Raw genomic sequence first — 15,370 nt, forward strand, 5'->3', positions numbered from 1 at the left:
ATAAAAAACGGTCGCCAGACTAGTGTTTATCTATTCATCGCTATGTAGGATAAATCCGCATATGCATACGACTTTTCCCATTTAAATGTGGGATCTCTACTTCTGAATCTACGGAATCTCGCTTCAACAGTTAAAGACGACAACAACTGTCGTCATTAACTGTTTGTATCTGCAGCGAGATCAAGTTGTAGTTGAAGCCACATCAAGGCGTCTCTGGACGCTCCACTTCGCAATACACGAGGCTGGAGTTCAGGAGGGACACGCGTAGGGTGGCCGCTGATTCGATACCATTGACCGTGTAAGCGATATGGGCATATCTAAAGGGAGGGCGTCCCCCTGCTCCTGGGCTCGGCAACTGGATCTCGCGTATTTTGGCGTAATCATCCAGCCTGAACTCCAGGTCGCCGGTCGGCGGCATGACCGCTGAATCCGTAATGCGAGTATTGGGAATGGCCGGCGCCCCCACTGCGTCGGTTTCGCGCCCTTCGAATACCAATGCCACCGTGGCACCCGATGGAATATTGGGGTCTCGCCGGATGCGGATTCGCAGATTGCGTGGCATATAGGGAGGCATGGGGCCATCAGGCACCGCCGGATGGTTGAGGCTCGGGCAATTGATCAAGGTCTCGATTCGTTCCGGCACCACCGAACCGTTTGCACCTCTGTATGCCGATTTGACAATTTGTGGGGCGGGCAAGTTGATGACGATAGCCGTTACATCAACTTTGGTCGTTGGCGTCTGTTTCATCACGTTGTCACTGCCGGGGTATTCGATGGTGATGTAGGCCTCACGGGCGTTGCCACCTGCCACCGTGCCGTTACCCTCAGTTCGAATCGTTTCCCAAGGTAATGTTGTTGTGACCGTCGTCGCCCCTACCAACACAGGAACTGGACCGCCAACCTGTTTGTCTTGGTAGTAGAACTTGACGATTTCACGGCCTGTGACGGGCCGATTGGTGTCAACCCAAACGGGCCAGTTCATGGCCGCGCCCAAACCTGCCTGATCCGGCCCCAGAGTGTTGGGAGCGGGGGGAGTGGTGCCTGCGCCTTGAACCACTACCGGAGCTATGTTGATGTTTTCCGGGTCCGGCAGATTGGGGTTTTCCGGTCCGGCATAGGAAAAGTCGAGGACCGCGAACTGCATGGGAGTCGAAACGGGATTGGGGGTAAGAGTTGCGCGTTCCAGTTCATACCAGTATTCGATCTCGGTTTCGTCGGTTTTATTTTCATCTCCGAAGAACGGAGCCAAGGTCGCGTAGTCCAGATCGAACGTCAATGTTGCAGTCGTGGGGGGAGTCGGGATGACCTGTTCGGGCAAAGCGGTTGGCCCGCTTTCGGTTGAATAGATATAGGGAATGATTCGATCACCACCAAGCGCGTGACGCGGAGGATCTATTTCCATAATCGCCCGGGTGCCGGGAGGCGCCACCGTCGAGAAAGTAATCGGCACGCCACCATCGGTGACCGGGATCCTTGGCACATCGAGAATCGGTGCCGGCGCCTTGACCCGATTGAAAAGAAAGGTGACTGGAGCGTGATTACTGATATTTCCCGGCAGGTCCGTAAGGTTGTAGGAATAATAATAGGTCCCGTCCTCCAACCCTTCCAAAAAAGTGCGGGGAATGTTGATGATCCCGGTAGCAGGCAAAGGGCCGCTAAACGCCGGCGTTTCTGCCTGCATCAAGTTGAAGGTCGTTGCTTTCGAAATGTAGAAAGTGACTTTATCGTCAAGTGCTTCGAACTTTGTATAGGCATTGGGGATAACGATGTTCAATCCGTTGGCATTGGCTGGGTCATTTAGCCAAGCGTCGTCAATGGTGGCGGAAACCGGGGTTATTGCTAGTGGGCGTGCCCCCTGTCCGTTCCCTGGACCTGGCTGCCGTTGGTAGGGCGCGGTCAAATCAACGAGGACGTCGGTAAATGGGCTCGATGTGTCTCTGTTACCGTCATCGTCTTCCAGAACAAACGCCATTTCGTACGCGGCGTAATCACCAGCGATATCGAATACATCGACCAGGCTATCGACCGGTACATCAAACTCTATCGGGAACGTCCAGACATCTCCTGCCTCATCGGCCCTTATTTTTTCTGCAACTATATAGGTGGTAACATAGGGGTCGGGGTCAGCGACTTCACCTCGTGGAAATAAATGAAGGGTTATCCTTGCCCCCCCTCTTACTTTATCGTCGATGTCCGCAAGCTCAACTTTTAGCTGTCGATCTGTCTTGAGCTGTTGATAGGTGAGCCGGCCATCCGCCAATTGACCGACAATCACTGGAGATTCGGCAAATACACCACCACCTGACTTAACCTGTGTGTTCATGTTTGTAGACTCCATCGATGATTGATTCATTGAATTGCCAACTTCATGAAACGCTGAGGCGCCCTCGGTATCTGAACCCAACCCCGCCACGCTACCTGGGCCACAGGGACGCGCCTCGCCCGGGATGATTCGATCGATCTTTACCAACCCAGGTGGTGATTTTCCCAATGCGTTGCCGTTTCGATACAGCATGTAACTGGCCAAAGCCGATGCATTGCGTTCCATCGGCTTTATGTACTGTTCATATTTATCGCTGCCCAATACGAAATCGAATCCCTGCGTGGACGTGGCCTCTTCCTGGGTCAATAACTTAGGCAAGCGCAGCGCTGTACCCGGGATCGGGCCTACACCATTGAGCGTGGTAAAACCCTCCCAATTCAGGACGCACTCATCATCCTTGGCGAACCGTCCTGGTTGAGCGGGAACATGAACGAATATGCTTTCCCATAACTTCGGCTGCGAAGAGCAATTGAGATAGCCCCATAACGTAGCGCTGGGAAAATCTGGTTCGGCCAGATTCACAGGAGTAGGCCGTTTGACAATGAACACTTGCGGGGAGGATGTATCCTCGTTTCCATCATCCCCCGTCGTCACCCGATAACGCAGGCGAATATCCCCCTCTATTTGAAGGTATTGCGGCGGCAATAGAACAAAATCCGGAAAGACCACCGGCACAGGAAAGAAGTTGCTGTAGAACCGTATTTCAATCGGGGAACCCGGCGGCACCACCCACACTTCCAGCAAGTCACTTTTACCGGTTGTCTGGGACGGAGCCTCCCACTCCGGAATGAATAGTTTCGCGCCCACGATGGAAGCTTCTGGCGGAAGCACGCTGTCTGCGCCGACCCCTTCAATACTCAAAGGTCTTGCCAGGACACCGATATTTCTTCCACTTTTACTTGACGAAGACATTCACAATTCTCCAAAGCCTGGATTGATCTGGCCTGGAGAAATTAGATGCGGATTTGCCGGTGACGCCTACTGTCAGATCTGACAGGTCTGACGGCCGTTCGTCGGACTGATCACCGTGGCCGCCTTTTGCCAGAGAAGACAATCAAGCTTGGGCTTGCTCCAGTGTATCCGCCGCGCAACGGGTGATCCGATGGCAGGCCTCCTTGAGTTGTGGCTGGCCAACCACCAGGCCAATCCGTATATGCCCCGCCGCGCTCGCCCCGAACGCCTCGCCCGCCAGCACCGCAACGCCAAAGCCGTCCAGCAGCCGCTCGGCAAATGCCTGGGCACCGAGGCCGGTCGGGCGTACGTCGACCATCACGAACATGCCGCCATCGGGCCGCACAGGCTTGAGACCGGGACAGCCATCAAGCATGGCGCACACCAGGTCCCGACGCTGGCGATACTCCTCGTGCATCTGCGCCACTTCAGGCAAGTCCTGCTCCAGTGCCACCTGGGCCGCCCGCTGGACGAAATCCGGCAGACCGAACAGCATGCACAACGACAGGTTGGCCAGATGTTCGGCGAGCGGTTCGGGACCGATCACCCAGCCGATGCGCCAACCGGTCATGGCGTGGGATTTGGACAGGCTGTTGATCGTCGCGGTGCGCTCGGCCATGCCCGGCAGGCTGGCCGGGCTGATGTGTTCGCCTTCGTACAGCAGGTCGCTGTAGACCTCATCGCTGATCAGCCACAGATCATGTTCGATGCACAACTGCGCCAATGCTTGCCAGGTGGACAGCGGCAGGCTGGCGCCGGATGGGTTGTTCGGGCTGTTGAGCAGCATCGCCCGGGTACGGGGGGTAATCAGCCGGGCGACGTCGGCCGGGTCAACCCGAAAAGCGTTTTCCGGGCGCACCGCCACCGGCAGCACTTTCGCTCCGCAGGCACCAAATACGGCTTCGTAAGTGACATACATCGGTTCTGCGATGATCACTTCATCACCGGGGTTGAGCAGACATTGCGCAACCGCATAGACCCCACACTGCGCCCCCGGCAACACGGTGACATGCCCGGCGCCTACCGGCTGGCCACAACGCTGGCGATGGCGCCGAGCAATGCTGGCGCGCAGGGTGTGCAAGCCGCGCACGTCCGAATAATGCGTGTCTCCGGCGCGCAGGCTGGTCACAGCGGCGTCGATGATGGCGCGAGGGGTGTCGAAATCCGGGTCGCCCACCGATAACAGCAATACATCCATGCCCTGCTCACGCATGGCCAATGCCCGGTCGTGAATCTGCCACGCGGCGGCGCCGTCGCCGGTGATGCGGCGGGTCAAATCTGAAAAGCGCATGTACCACTCCTGTTTTGCGCGAAGTCCAGCCTCAACCCTATCTCAAATTCAACGCCGTGGGAGCAAAGCTTGCTCGCGATACGGGCTACTCGATTCCTGGGAGACCGCAACGCCTGTATCGCGGGCAAGCCTTGCTCCCACTGGTCTATCGGGCGGCCACTCGCCAAAGCCGGGCGATGTCCCGGGCTCGCTCAGTCAGCAGGCGTGGCGCGTCGCCACAGGCCTCCTGCAGGGTCATCGGCCCGCTGACCAGGGCAAAGGCTGCTTCGATGCCGTGCTCATACAGCGCCTGATAACCCTCCCCCAGCGTGCCGGCGATGACCACCACCGGTACGCCATGCTGGCGGGCGATGCGCGCCACGCCAAAGGGGGTCTTGCCACGCAAGGTCTGGGCGTCGAAACGGCCTTCGCCGGTGATCACCAGGTCAGCGCCGTTGATCGCCTCGGCCAACCCGGTCAACTGGGCGACGACGTCCACGCCGGTGCGAAATTGCGCGCCCAGGAACGCCTTGGCGGCGAACCCCAGCCCTCCGGCGGCGCCGCTGCCCGGTTCGTCGCGTACATCCTTGTTCAACGCCTGGGCACAGTGTTCAGCGAAATGCCCCAGCGCCTGGTCCAGTTGCTGTACCTGCTCAGGGGATGCCCCTTTCTGCGGGCCGAAAATCGCTGAAGCGCCGTGAGGTCCGCACAACGGGTTATCGACATCGGCGGCAATCTCGAAACTGACCTGGGCCAAGCGCGGGTCCATCTTGCTCAAATCGATGCGAGCCAGTTCGGCCAAAGCCAGGCCACCGGGTGGAAGCGGTCGGTTGTGTTCATCCAGCAGCGCCACGCCCAGGGCCTGCATCGCGCCGGCACCGCCGTCGTTGGTGGCGCTGCCGCCGATGGCCAGGATCACGCGCCCGGCGCCTTCGTCCAGGGCGGCGCGAATCAGCTCGCCAGTGCCATAGGTACTGCTGGAACAGGCATCACGTTGCCCAGGAGGTACCAGCTGCAAGCCGCTGGCCTCGGCCATTTCAATGATCGCGGTGTGGCTGTCGGGCAACCAACCCCAACGCGCTTCGACGCTGTCCCCCAGCGGACCTTTCACCCAACTGCGCCGCCACTGCCCGTTGCAGGCCGCCAGCACCGACTCCACCGTGCCCTCCCCGCCGTCGGCCATCGGGCACTTGATCAACTGCGCATCCGGCCAGACCTGGGCCAGGCCTTGGGCGACAGCATCGGCCACGCCCTGGGCGCTCAGGCTGTCCTTGAACGAGTCGGGGGCGATGACTATTTTCATACTTATTCTCCGGTTCCAGTGCACGGCACGGCAGTTGAGCGCAATTGTTCAAGTTCACGCAATCGGGTTGCCATCAACCTCGTTGTCGAGGCTGATGGCCTCATCGCGAGCAGGCTCGCTCCCACAGGGATCCGGGCTAGCTGAAACCTGTGGCCCAGGCAGATCAGTGTGGGAGCGAGCCTGCTCGCGATAGCGGTCTGCCTGTCAAATCTCTATCGAGTGCGTGGGTTGTTGTCCGGAGTGTAAGGGGTCGAGCGTGGCCTGCGATCTTTTCGTTTGCCACGCCCGGTTGTTCTGGGGTTTGATTGGGCCTTTCCCATCGATAAAAGGACCTTGTCATGAGCTACCGCACGCTAGGCCATTCCGGGTTGCAAGTCTCGACATTGACTCTGGGCACCATGATGTTCGGCGAACAGACCAGCACCGAGGATTCGCTGCGGATCATCGACAAGGCCTGGGACCAGGGCATCAATTTCATCGACACCGCAGACGTCTACACCAACGGTCGTTCCGAAGAGATCGTCGGCGAGGCGATTGCCAGTCACCGTCATGAATGGGTGCTGGCCACCAAGGTCGGCTTCGGCCCACCAGATGGTGTCCCCAACCGCAGCGGCCTGAGTCGCAAGCACATTTTCAATGGCATCGAGGCCAGCCTGACGCGCCTGGGCACCGATTACCTGGACATCTATTACCTGCACCGCGAAGACCACAACACCCCGCTTGAGGTCACGGTGTCGGCCATCGGTGACTTGATTCGTCAGGGCAAGATCCGCTACTGGGGCCTGTCGAACTACCGTGGCTGGCGCATCGCCGAGGTGATTCGAATCGCCGATCGCCTGGGCATCGACCGGCCGGTAATCAGCCAACCGCTGTACAACATCGTCAATCGCCAGGCCGAAACCGAGCAGATCACCGCCGCGCAGAACTATGGCCTCGGCGTGGTGCCTTTCAGCCCCCTCGCCCGCGGGGTGCTCAGTGGCAAGTACGCACCGGACGTGGCACCGGACGCCAACAGTCGCGCCGGTCGCCAGGACAAACGCATCCTGGAAACCGAATGGCGGGTCGAGTCCCTGCGCATCGCCCAACAGATCCAGCAATACACCCAGGAACGCGGCGTGGGCATTGTCGAGTTCGCCATTGCCTGGGTGCTGAACAACCGCGCCGTCACCTCGGCCATCGTCGGACCGCGCACCGAGGAACAATGGGATGGCTACACCAAGGCGCAGTCGGTGACGATCACGGCCGAAGATGAAGCCTTCATCGATTCGCTGGTGACCCCGGGGCATGCCTCGACGCCAGGCTTCAATGACGTGGGCCACTTCGTACCGGGGCGTGTGGCGCGTACGTCATAACTTCGTCGACTCCGACGAACACTGTGGGAGCATGGCTTGCCCGCGATGGCCGCGCTGCGGTTCAAGGGCTGAACCGAGTTATCGTTCATCGCGGGCAAGCCTTGCTCCCACAGGCCATGCGCCACAGATAAATTTTCCAGTCACAAGTCCGGGTGTCGATGATCACCCTCATGAGAACCACTGTGTCCAAAGGCATCGTTCTATCGGTCTCGGCCTCTGTGCTGTTCGCCGTCATGTATTACTACACCTCCCTGCTCTCGCCGCTGACCGGCGTGGAAATCTTCGGTTGGCGCATGCTGCTGACGATGCCCTGCATGACGGTGTTCATGCTGGTGGCAAAGGAGTGGAACCTGGTAACGGCGCTCGGTCGGCGCCTGATCGCCACGCCGCGTCTGTTGCTCGGTGCCATGGCGTCTTCGGCGTTGATGGGCGCGCAGCTGTGGCTGTTCATGTGGGCGCCCCTCAACGGCTACAGCCTGGACGTGTCGCTGGGGTATTTTTTGTTGCCGCTGTCGATGGTTCTGACCGGGCGCCTCGTCTATGGCGAGCGCCTGTCCTACCTGCAGAAAATCGCCGTGTTCTTCGCCACCCTCGGCGTGGTCAACGAGTTGTACCAGGTGGGTGGGTTTTCCTGGGCAACACTGTTGGTGGTGGTGGGTTATCCGATCTACTTCATCCTGCGCAAACGCCTGGGGACTGACAACCTGGGCGGGTTGTGGCTGGACATGACCCTGATGCTGCCGCTGGCGCTCTGGTTCGTACACAATGGGGAGCAGGGTTTCGCTGTTTTCGACCAGTACCCTTGGCTGTCGCTGCTGATCCCGTTGCTCGGGGTGATCAGTGCTTCGGCGCTGGTGGCCTACATCGTTGCCAGCCGGTTGCTGCCGTTCAGCCTGTTCGGGCTGTTGAGCTATGTCGAACCGGTGTTGCTGCTGGGCGTTGCCCTGCTGCTGGGAGAAAGCATCCAGGCCAGTGAATGGCTGACCTACATTCCCATCTGGCTGGCCGTGGCAGTGCTGGTGCTCGAAGGGTTCAAGCATCTGATGCGCCAGCGACGCCGGACCTGAAACTTACACGGACCTTGTGGGAGCGAGCCTGCTCGCGATATCGGCGGCACATTCAACATTGATGTATCTGAAAGGTCGCGATCGCGAGCAGGCTCGCTCCCACATTGGGATCTGCTGGCCAATAAAAAACCCGTACGGCAGTTACGCCGCACGGGTTGTCTGTTGCCTCAGCTCTTACTCAGTAGCCAACACACCACGCCGCACCTGGTCACGCTCGATGGACTCGAACAACGCCTTGAAGTTGCCTTCGCCGAAGCCATCGTCGCCCTTGCGCTGGATGAACTCGAAGAACACCGGCCCCATCAGGGTTTCCGAGAAAATCTGCAACAGCAGACGCTTGTCGCCCTGTTCGGAAGCGCCGTCCAGCAAAATGCCCCGCGCTTGCAGTTCATCCACCGGCTCGCCGTGGTTCGGCAGGCGACCTTCGAGCATTTCGTAGTAGGTGTCCGGCGGCGCGGTCATGAAGCGCATGCCGATGCTTTTAAGCTGGTCCCAGGTCTTGATCAGGTCGTCGGTCAGGAAGGCCACGTGCTGGATGCCTTCACCGTTGAACTGCATCAGAAATTCTTCGATCTGCCCGGCGCCCTTGGACGATTCCTCGTTCAGCGGGATGCGGATCATGCCATCCGGGGCGGTCATGGCCTTGGAGGTCAGGCCGGTGTATTCGCCCTTGATGTCGAAGTAACGGATCTCGCGGAAGTTGAACAGCTTCTCGTAGAAGCCGGCCCAGTAGGCCATTCGCCCGCGATACACGTTGTGGGTCAGGTGGTCGATGATTTTCAGGCCCGCGCCCACCGGGTTGCGGTCAACGCCTTCGAGGAACACGAAGTCGATGTCGTAGATGGAGCTGCCTTCACCAAAACGGTCGATCAGGTACAGCGGCGCGCCGCCGATGCCTTTGATTGCCGGCAGGTTCAGCTCCATCGGACCGGTTTCGATGTGAATCGGCTGGGCGCCGAGTTCCAGGGCGCGCTTGTAGGCCTGTTGCGAATCCTTGACCCGGAATGCCATGCCGCACACCGACGGCCCATGTTCGGCGGCGAAGTACGAGGCCACGCTGTGGGGCTCGTTGTTGAGGATCAGGTTGATCGCGCCCTGGCGATACAGGTGCACGTCCTTGGAGCGGTGGCTGGCCACTTTGGTGAAGCCCATGATCTCGAAGATCGGCTCCAGGGTATTGGGTGTGGGGGATGCGAATTCGATGAATTCAAAGCCCATCAGGCCCATCGGGTTTTCGTATAGATCTGCCATGTTGGCGCCTCATCATGCTTATCAATTAACGGAGCGTTAGTTGCCGGCCATGCTGAGGGCACGCGGTGGCGCGCAGGAAATGCCGCGAACGGTGCGGGCGAGGAAATCGCCGTAGATCAGTTGAAACCCGAATATCTTCATTGTCGACCCAAGGCTCTTGCGGGCGAGGCTTCTGCTGCCAGAAGACGTTTATTCTTATATGCGTAACTCGATTCTACACAGCGTAACCATGTTTGTCCGCCTTCGGTATCAAATCGTCTTTTGCGGCGACCGCGCAAGGGGTTTGTTGCACAGGAAAATCCCCGTCAGGATCAGCCCCGCACCTACACCCATCAAGACGGTGAGCCGCTCGTCCAACAGCAGCGCCCCGAACAGCACAGCGGTCAACGGGTTGAGTGCGATGAACACGCCGGAACGGGTCGCGCCAATCCGACGGATGCCGTCGTACCAGGCTATATAGGCCAACGCCGACCCCAGCACGCCCAAGTACAGCAGGCTCAACCATTGCCGGATGTCCAGCCCGCGCAATGCTTCGACGCGAACTTCGCCTGCGGCCGCGCAGGCTAGCCACAACATCAAGGTGCCCAGCAGAATCGACCAGGTCACGGTTTGCAAAGGCCCGAGGCTTTCATTCAGGTTTTTGGAAAACAAGGAATAAATGCCCCAGCCCAGCACGCAGCCAAAAATCAGCAGATCGCCCAGCCAGCCCTGCCCTGCACTCTGTAGCAAGGACGGATCGCGACTGACGATCACCAGCCCCGCCCCGCCGATACACAGCACGATGCCCGCAACTTTCGCCCGGCTCAGCCGTTCCTTGAACAGCCACCAGGACGCCAGTCCTATCACCGCCGGATTCAAGGCCACGATCAACGAGGCCCGCGACGCATTGATGTACTGCAAGCCATAGAAGAAACACAGGTTGTAGAAAAAGATCCCGAAGAACCCCAGCGCCGCCAATTGCAGCCCTTGTTTGCGGTTGGGCCTGGCCAGCGGGATCCCGGCCAGACCGAGAAACAGCAACAGCGCGAGACTGGCCAACAGAAACCGCAGGCTGGCGGCGAGCAGCGGGGTCAGGGCATCGGAAAGGATCCTGCCGGCAACGAAGGTGCCGCCCCAGATCATGGTGACCATGGCCAGTTTCAGGTAGACCGGCAGGTCCGAAGGGGTTGGAACGGATTGTTCGAGGGTTTTCATGGTTTCACCACATTGAAATAAAACGACTACCCGTGGCGAGGGAGCTTGCTCCCGCTGGGCTGCGAAGCGGCCCTTTTCTATGAGCGCTTCGCACTCAAGCGGGAGCAAGCTCCCTCGCCACAGGAAAGTGCGCTTGAGATACTCTATTGTTCGCCTCATGCTTGATCATCGTAAAATGAGTATTCCCTCATGACCCTCACCCAACTCGAAATCTTCTCCCAGGTCGCCGAGCTACGCGGTTTCACCGCCGCGGCGACGCGGTTGGGCATCAGCCAGTCAGCGGTGTCCCACGCCATCAAATCGCTGGAGCAGGAGTTGGGCGTAGAGCTGTTCAGACGTCATCAGACCCTCATCGAACCCAGCGACATTGGCCGGCAGTTGCTGCTGCGCGCCCGGGCCATGCTCGGGCTGGCCAATACCCTGCGCCAGGAAGCCGCCGATGCGCGGGGCATGCGCCGAGGCACCCTGCGCATCGGCTCGTTCGGTCCGACTTCGTCGATGAAGTTGTTGCCCGCCATCCTGCAACGTTACCGGGCTCTGCATCCGGGGATCGAAGTGCACATCGACGAAGGGCCGGACCGGCAAGTCATCCAGTGGCTGGATGAACGGCGGATCGACGTCGGTTTCGTGGTGCTGCCCGAAGACCGTTTCGACACGTTCGCGCTGATGCAAGACCAGATGGTCGCCGTGCTGCCCACCGCCCATCCCCTCGCTGCCCAAGCCAGCCTGAGTCTCAAGGACCTGTGCAACGACCCGTTCGTGCTCACCGAGGCCGGTTCTTCTGAACTGGTTTCGCGCCTGTTCAACGCAGCCCGGCTCACACCGAACGTGCGCTATCGTTGTTCGCAGCTGCTCAGTACCCTGGATGTCGTCAGCCGCGGCGAGGCCGTGACCCTGGTGTCCGAAGGTTCACTGCCGGGCGGCGACAACCCACGGTTCGTCACGCGGCCATTGTCGCCACAGGTTCCGCGTCAGATAGGCCTGGCGGTACTGGACAGCCGACAGGCCTCGCCCGCTACCCTGGCATTTATCGAGCTGGCGAGGCAGTCAGTCTGATCACCGGCAACCGAATACACTATCGAAGCTGTTCCTCAAGCCCTCACAGGTTATGCAGATGCCATTGACCGCCACTCGTTTGCGCAAGCGGCCCCGTCGCAACCTGATCACGCTGCTCTGCGGCGTGCTGCCGATACTGTCAGGGCTGGGCATTCTGTACATGCAGGCGGAACGGACACTGGAGCAACAGAGCCGACAGACCAGCGAAGAGTTGATCGGGCAGATCGAACTGATGCTCGACAACACCGCCCTTGCGGCGCGCGAACTGCTGCCTCTGGCCGGCCAGCCCTGCGAAGCGGTGAAACTGGCCTTGCGCGAACAGGTGACGCGTCGCCCATTCGTCCGTTCGACCAACCTGGTGTGGGACAACATCCTCTATTGCAGTTCGCTGTTTGGCGCCTTCGAGGAAACGCTTGATCCGAACGCCTACCATCAGGGTACGTTGTGGCTCATGAACGGCAACCCGATCACCCCCGACACCGCGCTGCTGATCCACCGGCTCAATGAAGGGCGGCAAGGGGCATTGGCAACGCTGGACGGTTATCACCTGGCCAATGTCTTGCGTCTGATCGGCGGCGAAACCCGGTTGTTGCTGCAAGTCGGGCCAAACTGGCTGACCGCGGACGGGAAGGTCCGAGCAGCGCCCCTGCCCGCGCTGCCGGTCGCCCGCAGCAACCTGACCTCATCGCGCTATGCCTTCAATGTTGAAGCCGGCTTCGATGAGGGGGAAATCTGGCGCTACATGGCCCGTGAGTATCCGCCGCTGTTCAGCCTGCTGATCTTCTTCGGTGTCATCGCCGGAACACTCGGCCATTGGCTGCAAAAACGCGCCTCATCCCCCAGCCATGAGCTGCAACGCGCGCTTGAGGCCGGGGAATTCGTGCCGTATCTGCAACCGGTCGTGCAGGGCGACAGCAAACGTTGGGCCGGGGTCGAAGTGCTGATGCGCTGGAACCATCCCAAGGAAGGCCTGGTGCGGCCGGACCTGTTCATTCCCTTTGCTGAACACAGCGGTTTGATCGTGCCGATGACCCGGGCATTGATGCAGCAAACGATGCGCTTGCTATCGCCCTTGGTCCCGCAACTGGAAAGTCCCTTTCACGTCGGCATCAACATCACCGCTCGCCATTGTCAGAGTCTGGAACTGGTGCAAGATTGCCGCGAGTTCCTGGAGGCCTTCCCACCAGGGGTCATTACCTTGGTGCTGGAACTGACCGAGCGCGAGCTGATCGAACCGACACCCACCACTCACCAGCTGTTCCAGCACCTGCGTGAACTGGGGGTGAAGATCGCAATCGACGACTTCGGCACCGGTCATTCCAGCCTGGGCTACTTGCGCCAGTTCAACGTGGACTTCCTGAAAATCGACCAGAGCTTTGTTGCCATGATTGGCGTCGATGCCCTGTCACGGCACATCCTTGACAGCATCATCGAACTGTCGGGCAAGCTGGACTTGGGTATCGTTGCCGAGGGGGTCGAAACCGTTGAACAAAGCAACTATCTGGCCGCTCACGGGGTGAACTTTTTGCAGGGTTATCTATTTGGTCGCCCGATGAGTGGCGCGGATTTCATTGCGGCGGTGTCCGTCATTGAAAGCCCTGGTGCTACGTCCCTCCACGGACAACCACAGTCGGACTGATAAAATTCGCATCCCTTGTTACATAACGAAAAAGTTACGATTTACACCCGTGGGTTTCACTACTACAATTTTTTTACCTGTGGCTAATAGCAGGAGCGTCATTATCACCGAGTCGCTTCAAGGCACTTGGCTTATAGCTTTGTTTGCGGTTGGTATCAGCCAAATATTCTGATTGGAGTAACGATATTGTCCAGACTCGCTGAATTTCGTAAAGCAGAACAGGACCTTCAAGAGCGGCTCAAGCAGCTGGAAAAGCTGAAGAATGATGCCGGGCTCAAGAAAGAAATCGAATTCGAAGAGAAGCTCCAGGGACTGATGAAAACCTACGGCAAGAGCCTGCGAGACGTCATCGCGATTCTCGACCCGAACCCGGCCAAGGGGGGCCTGCCATCGACCCTGCCTGTCAAAACCCGCCGTGCGCGAGTGGTCAAGGTGTACCAGAACCCGCACACAGGTGAACTGATCGAAACCAAAGGCGGCAACCATCGAGGCCTGAAAGCCTGGAAAGAACAGTACGGTGCAAAAACCGTTGACGCCTGGTTGCGCAGCTGAGAAAGCTGGCCGAATGAAAAAAATCCCTGAGCCTGCTCAGGGTTTTTTATGGGGCAGGATTTCTGGATTAAGTAGTTCTAATACCGAGGGCTTTATAGTTTCAGGCTATTTCGTACCGACTGTATTTCATCCTGGTTTTCTACAAACTCCTGAGCCTGCCCCGCATAGGACAGCACATTAGCCCTGCCCTCCTTTAGTGCAGCCACGAGTGTCTGAGATAACACGTGCCGACCGTTTTGCGTGATCGTGCAAGTGGTCTCCAGTGCGGCAACGTCGCCCAACATCGAAGAATGAATCTTATTACAGACACTTTGATAACCGCTCTGATAAAAGTCCTTTTGAATTGATTTGCGCATTTCCAGTAACACGCCTTGCAAGTTGACTTGATGACCCGGCTCGATGGGTGTCGTGGTCAGTTCCATGACCATCACCGCCGTGCCCGCTGAATCACTCTTTGTCGCCCGTTGCCGGGTCGTTCCCGGCGCTGCCGACGAGGTGCCAGCATCAGAGGGCAATGGTTCGATGACCCAGCCTGGGGGCCAGGCGACCTGCGGTTCGGCGGCCTGGACAGCGACATTTGCCATCGAGGCCAGCAGCAGGACAAACAGCGAAAGGAACGGTCGAATCATTGCATTGCACTCAAGGACGATTCGTAAAGTCTGAAGCCCGCCGCCCAGGCAAGCAATAGCCAGAGGCGTTTGGCGATGCCGCGCCCCTTGCGTATCATGGGTGCACCTGCAAGGAAGCCGTTTAGCGCAAGCCCAGGACCGTCGCAGCAAAGTTGCGATGCCGTTTGCCCCACTTATTTTCCGGAGGGCCCATGAGCCTGCACGAACTCAACACTTTCCCTGGCGTCACCGCCCAACCCGATACCGCCACGGCCAAATTCGTCTTCAACCACACCATGCTGCGGGTCAAGGACATCACCCAGTCCCTGGATTTCTACACCCGGGTGTTGGGTTTTTCCCTGGTGGAAAAACGCGATTTCCCGGAAGCCGAATTCAGCCTGTACTTCCTCGCCTTGGTGGACAAGAGCCAGATTCCGGCCGACGCTGCACAGCGCACCGAATGGATGAAATCCATCCCCGGCATCCTGGAGCTGACCCACAACCACGGCACCGAAAGCGACCCGGCGTTCGCCTACCACAACGGCAACACTGACCCACGCGGGTTCGGCCACATCTGCATCTCGGTCCCGGACATCGTGGCCGCTTGCGAGCGCTTCGAAGCGCTGGGCTGCGACTTCCAGAAGCGCCTGAACGACGGTCGCATGAAAAGCCTGGCATTCATCAAGGACCCGGATGGCTACTGGGTTGAAATCATCCAGCCTGCGCCGCTGTAAGCGCCACCGTAGGGTGTGTGGGCAATAAAAATCCCACAGCCCCCTGTGGGAGCGAGCCTGCTCGCGATAG

General features: G+C 59.0%; 12 protein-coding genes. 6 read left to right on the top strand and 6 right to left on the bottom strand.

Annotated features, from left to right (window positions below):
- Positions 1 to 202: 202 nt before the first annotated feature.
- From BW979_RS19960 to BW979_RS19970, 3 genes are all read right to left on the bottom strand, one after another.
- Positions 203 to 3,235: a hypothetical protein gene (locus tag BW979_RS19960; RefSeq protein ID WP_076385314.1), complete on the bottom strand. Its 3,033-nt coding sequence runs from the start codon at positions 3,233 to 3,235 to the stop codon at positions 203 to 205.
- A 142-nt stretch (positions 3,236 to 3,377) separates the two neighbouring features.
- Positions 3,378 to 4,565, bottom strand: a complete 1,188-nt coding sequence (locus tag BW979_RS19965) for a pyridoxal phosphate-dependent aminotransferase (protein ID WP_076385316.1) — start codon at positions 4,563 to 4,565, stop codon at positions 3,378 to 3,380.
- Positions 4,566 to 4,710: 145 nt separating this feature from the next.
- On the bottom strand, positions 4,711 to 5,847 hold the full coding sequence (locus tag BW979_RS19970) for a glycerate kinase (protein ID WP_076385318.1): 1,137 nt from the start codon (positions 5,845 to 5,847) through the stop codon (positions 4,711 to 4,713).
- 338 nt (positions 5,848 to 6,185) lie between these two features.
- Here BW979_RS19970 and BW979_RS19975 point away from each other — a divergent pair, with 338 nt between their 5' ends.
- Together BW979_RS19975 and rarD are read left to right on the top strand one after the other, a co-directional pair.
- The gene (locus BW979_RS19975; protein WP_076385320.1) at positions 6,186 to 7,199 is read left to right on the top strand and encodes an aldo/keto reductase; all 1,014 of its coding nucleotides are present in this window, start codon (positions 6,186 to 6,188) and stop codon (positions 7,197 to 7,199) included.
- Between the two features lie 182 nt (positions 7,200 to 7,381).
- On the top strand, positions 7,382 to 8,266 hold the full coding sequence (rarD, locus tag BW979_RS19980; protein WP_076385322.1) for an EamA family transporter RarD: 885 nt from the start codon (positions 7,382 to 7,384) through the stop codon (positions 8,264 to 8,266).
- A 174-nt stretch (positions 8,267 to 8,440) separates the two neighbouring features.
- Here the strand turns inward: rarD and hppD are convergent, their stop codons facing one another.
- Both hppD and BW979_RS19990 read right to left on the bottom strand, forming a co-directional pair.
- On the bottom strand, positions 8,441 to 9,517 hold the full coding sequence (hppD, locus tag BW979_RS19985) for a 4-hydroxyphenylpyruvate dioxygenase (RefSeq protein ID WP_047227629.1): 1,077 nt from the start codon (positions 9,515 to 9,517) through the stop codon (positions 8,441 to 8,443).
- A 249-nt stretch (positions 9,518 to 9,766) separates the two neighbouring features.
- A complete protein-coding gene (locus BW979_RS19990; RefSeq protein ID WP_047227630.1) occupies positions 9,767 to 10,711 on the bottom strand; it encodes a DMT family transporter in 945 nt (314 codons plus the stop codon).
- 189 nt (positions 10,712 to 10,900) lie between these two features.
- Here BW979_RS19990 and BW979_RS19995 point away from each other — a divergent pair, with 189 nt between their 5' ends.
- From BW979_RS19995 to BW979_RS20005, 3 genes are all read left to right on the top strand, one after another.
- Positions 10,901 to 11,767: a LysR family transcriptional regulator gene (locus BW979_RS19995; RefSeq protein WP_076385324.1), complete on the top strand. Its 867-nt coding sequence runs from the start codon at positions 10,901 to 10,903 to the stop codon at positions 11,765 to 11,767.
- A gap of 58 nt (positions 11,768 to 11,825) precedes the next feature.
- A complete protein-coding gene (locus BW979_RS20000) occupies positions 11,826 to 13,406 on the top strand; it encodes an EAL domain-containing protein (RefSeq protein WP_076385326.1) in 1,581 nt (526 codons plus the stop codon).
- A 186-nt stretch (positions 13,407 to 13,592) separates the two neighbouring features.
- Complete coding sequence (locus tag BW979_RS20005; RefSeq protein WP_076385328.1) at positions 13,593 to 13,958, top strand: histone-like nucleoid-structuring protein, MvaT/MvaU family; 366 nt, start codon at positions 13,593 to 13,595, stop codon at positions 13,956 to 13,958.
- Positions 13,959 to 14,050: 92 nt separating this feature from the next.
- Here BW979_RS20005 and BW979_RS20010 read toward each other — a convergent pair whose 3' ends face one another.
- Entirely contained in the window at positions 14,051 to 14,587 is a 537-nt protein-coding gene (locus BW979_RS20010) for a DUF4946 domain-containing protein (protein WP_076385330.1), read from the bottom strand.
- A 191-nt stretch (positions 14,588 to 14,778) separates the two neighbouring features.
- On the opposite strand from BW979_RS20010, the gene gloA reads away from it, so the two are divergent.
- A complete protein-coding gene (gene gloA, locus BW979_RS20015) occupies positions 14,779 to 15,300 on the top strand; it encodes a lactoylglutathione lyase (protein WP_076385332.1) in 522 nt (173 codons plus the stop codon).
- The last annotated feature ends 70 nt before the right edge of the window (positions 15,301 to 15,370 follow it).

The sequence above is a fragment of the Pseudomonas sp. A214 genome, assembly GCF_900156295.1.
Classification (GTDB): Bacteria; Pseudomonadota; Gammaproteobacteria; order Pseudomonadales; family Pseudomonadaceae; genus Aquipseudomonas; species Aquipseudomonas rhizophila.

Bases quoted from the DNA above. Each gene is read 5' to 3' on its own strand.
- BW979_RS19960 (WP_076385314.1), bottom strand. From the start codon at position 3,235: ATGTCTTCGTCAAGTAAAAGTGGAAGAAATATCGGTGTCCTGGCAAGA.
- BW979_RS19965 (WP_076385316.1), bottom strand. From the start codon at position 4,565: ATGCGCTTTTCAGATTTGACCCGCCGCATCACCGGCGACGGCGCCGCC.
- BW979_RS19970 (WP_076385318.1), bottom strand. From the start codon at position 5,847: ATGAAAATAGTCATCGCCCCCGACTCGTTCAAGGACAGCCTGAGCGCC.
- BW979_RS19975 (WP_076385320.1), top strand. From the start codon at position 6,186: ATGAGCTACCGCACGCTAGGCCATTCCGGGTTGCAAGTCTCGACATTG.
- hppD (WP_047227629.1), bottom strand. From the start codon at position 9,517: ATGGCAGATCTATACGAAAACCCGATGGGCCTGATGGGCTTTGAATTC.
- BW979_RS19990 (WP_047227630.1), bottom strand. From the start codon at position 10,711: ATGAAAACCCTCGAACAATCCGTTCCAACCCCTTCGGACCTGCCGGTC.
- BW979_RS19995 (WP_076385324.1), top strand. From the start codon at position 10,901: ATGACCCTCACCCAACTCGAAATCTTCTCCCAGGTCGCCGAGCTACGC.
- BW979_RS20000 (WP_076385326.1), top strand. From the start codon at position 11,826: ATGCCATTGACCGCCACTCGTTTGCGCAAGCGGCCCCGTCGCAACCTG.
- BW979_RS20010 (WP_076385330.1), bottom strand. From the start codon at position 14,587: ATGATTCGACCGTTCCTTTCGCTGTTTGTCCTGCTGCTGGCCTCGATG.
- gloA (WP_076385332.1), top strand. From the start codon at position 14,779: ATGAGCCTGCACGAACTCAACACTTTCCCTGGCGTCACCGCCCAACCC.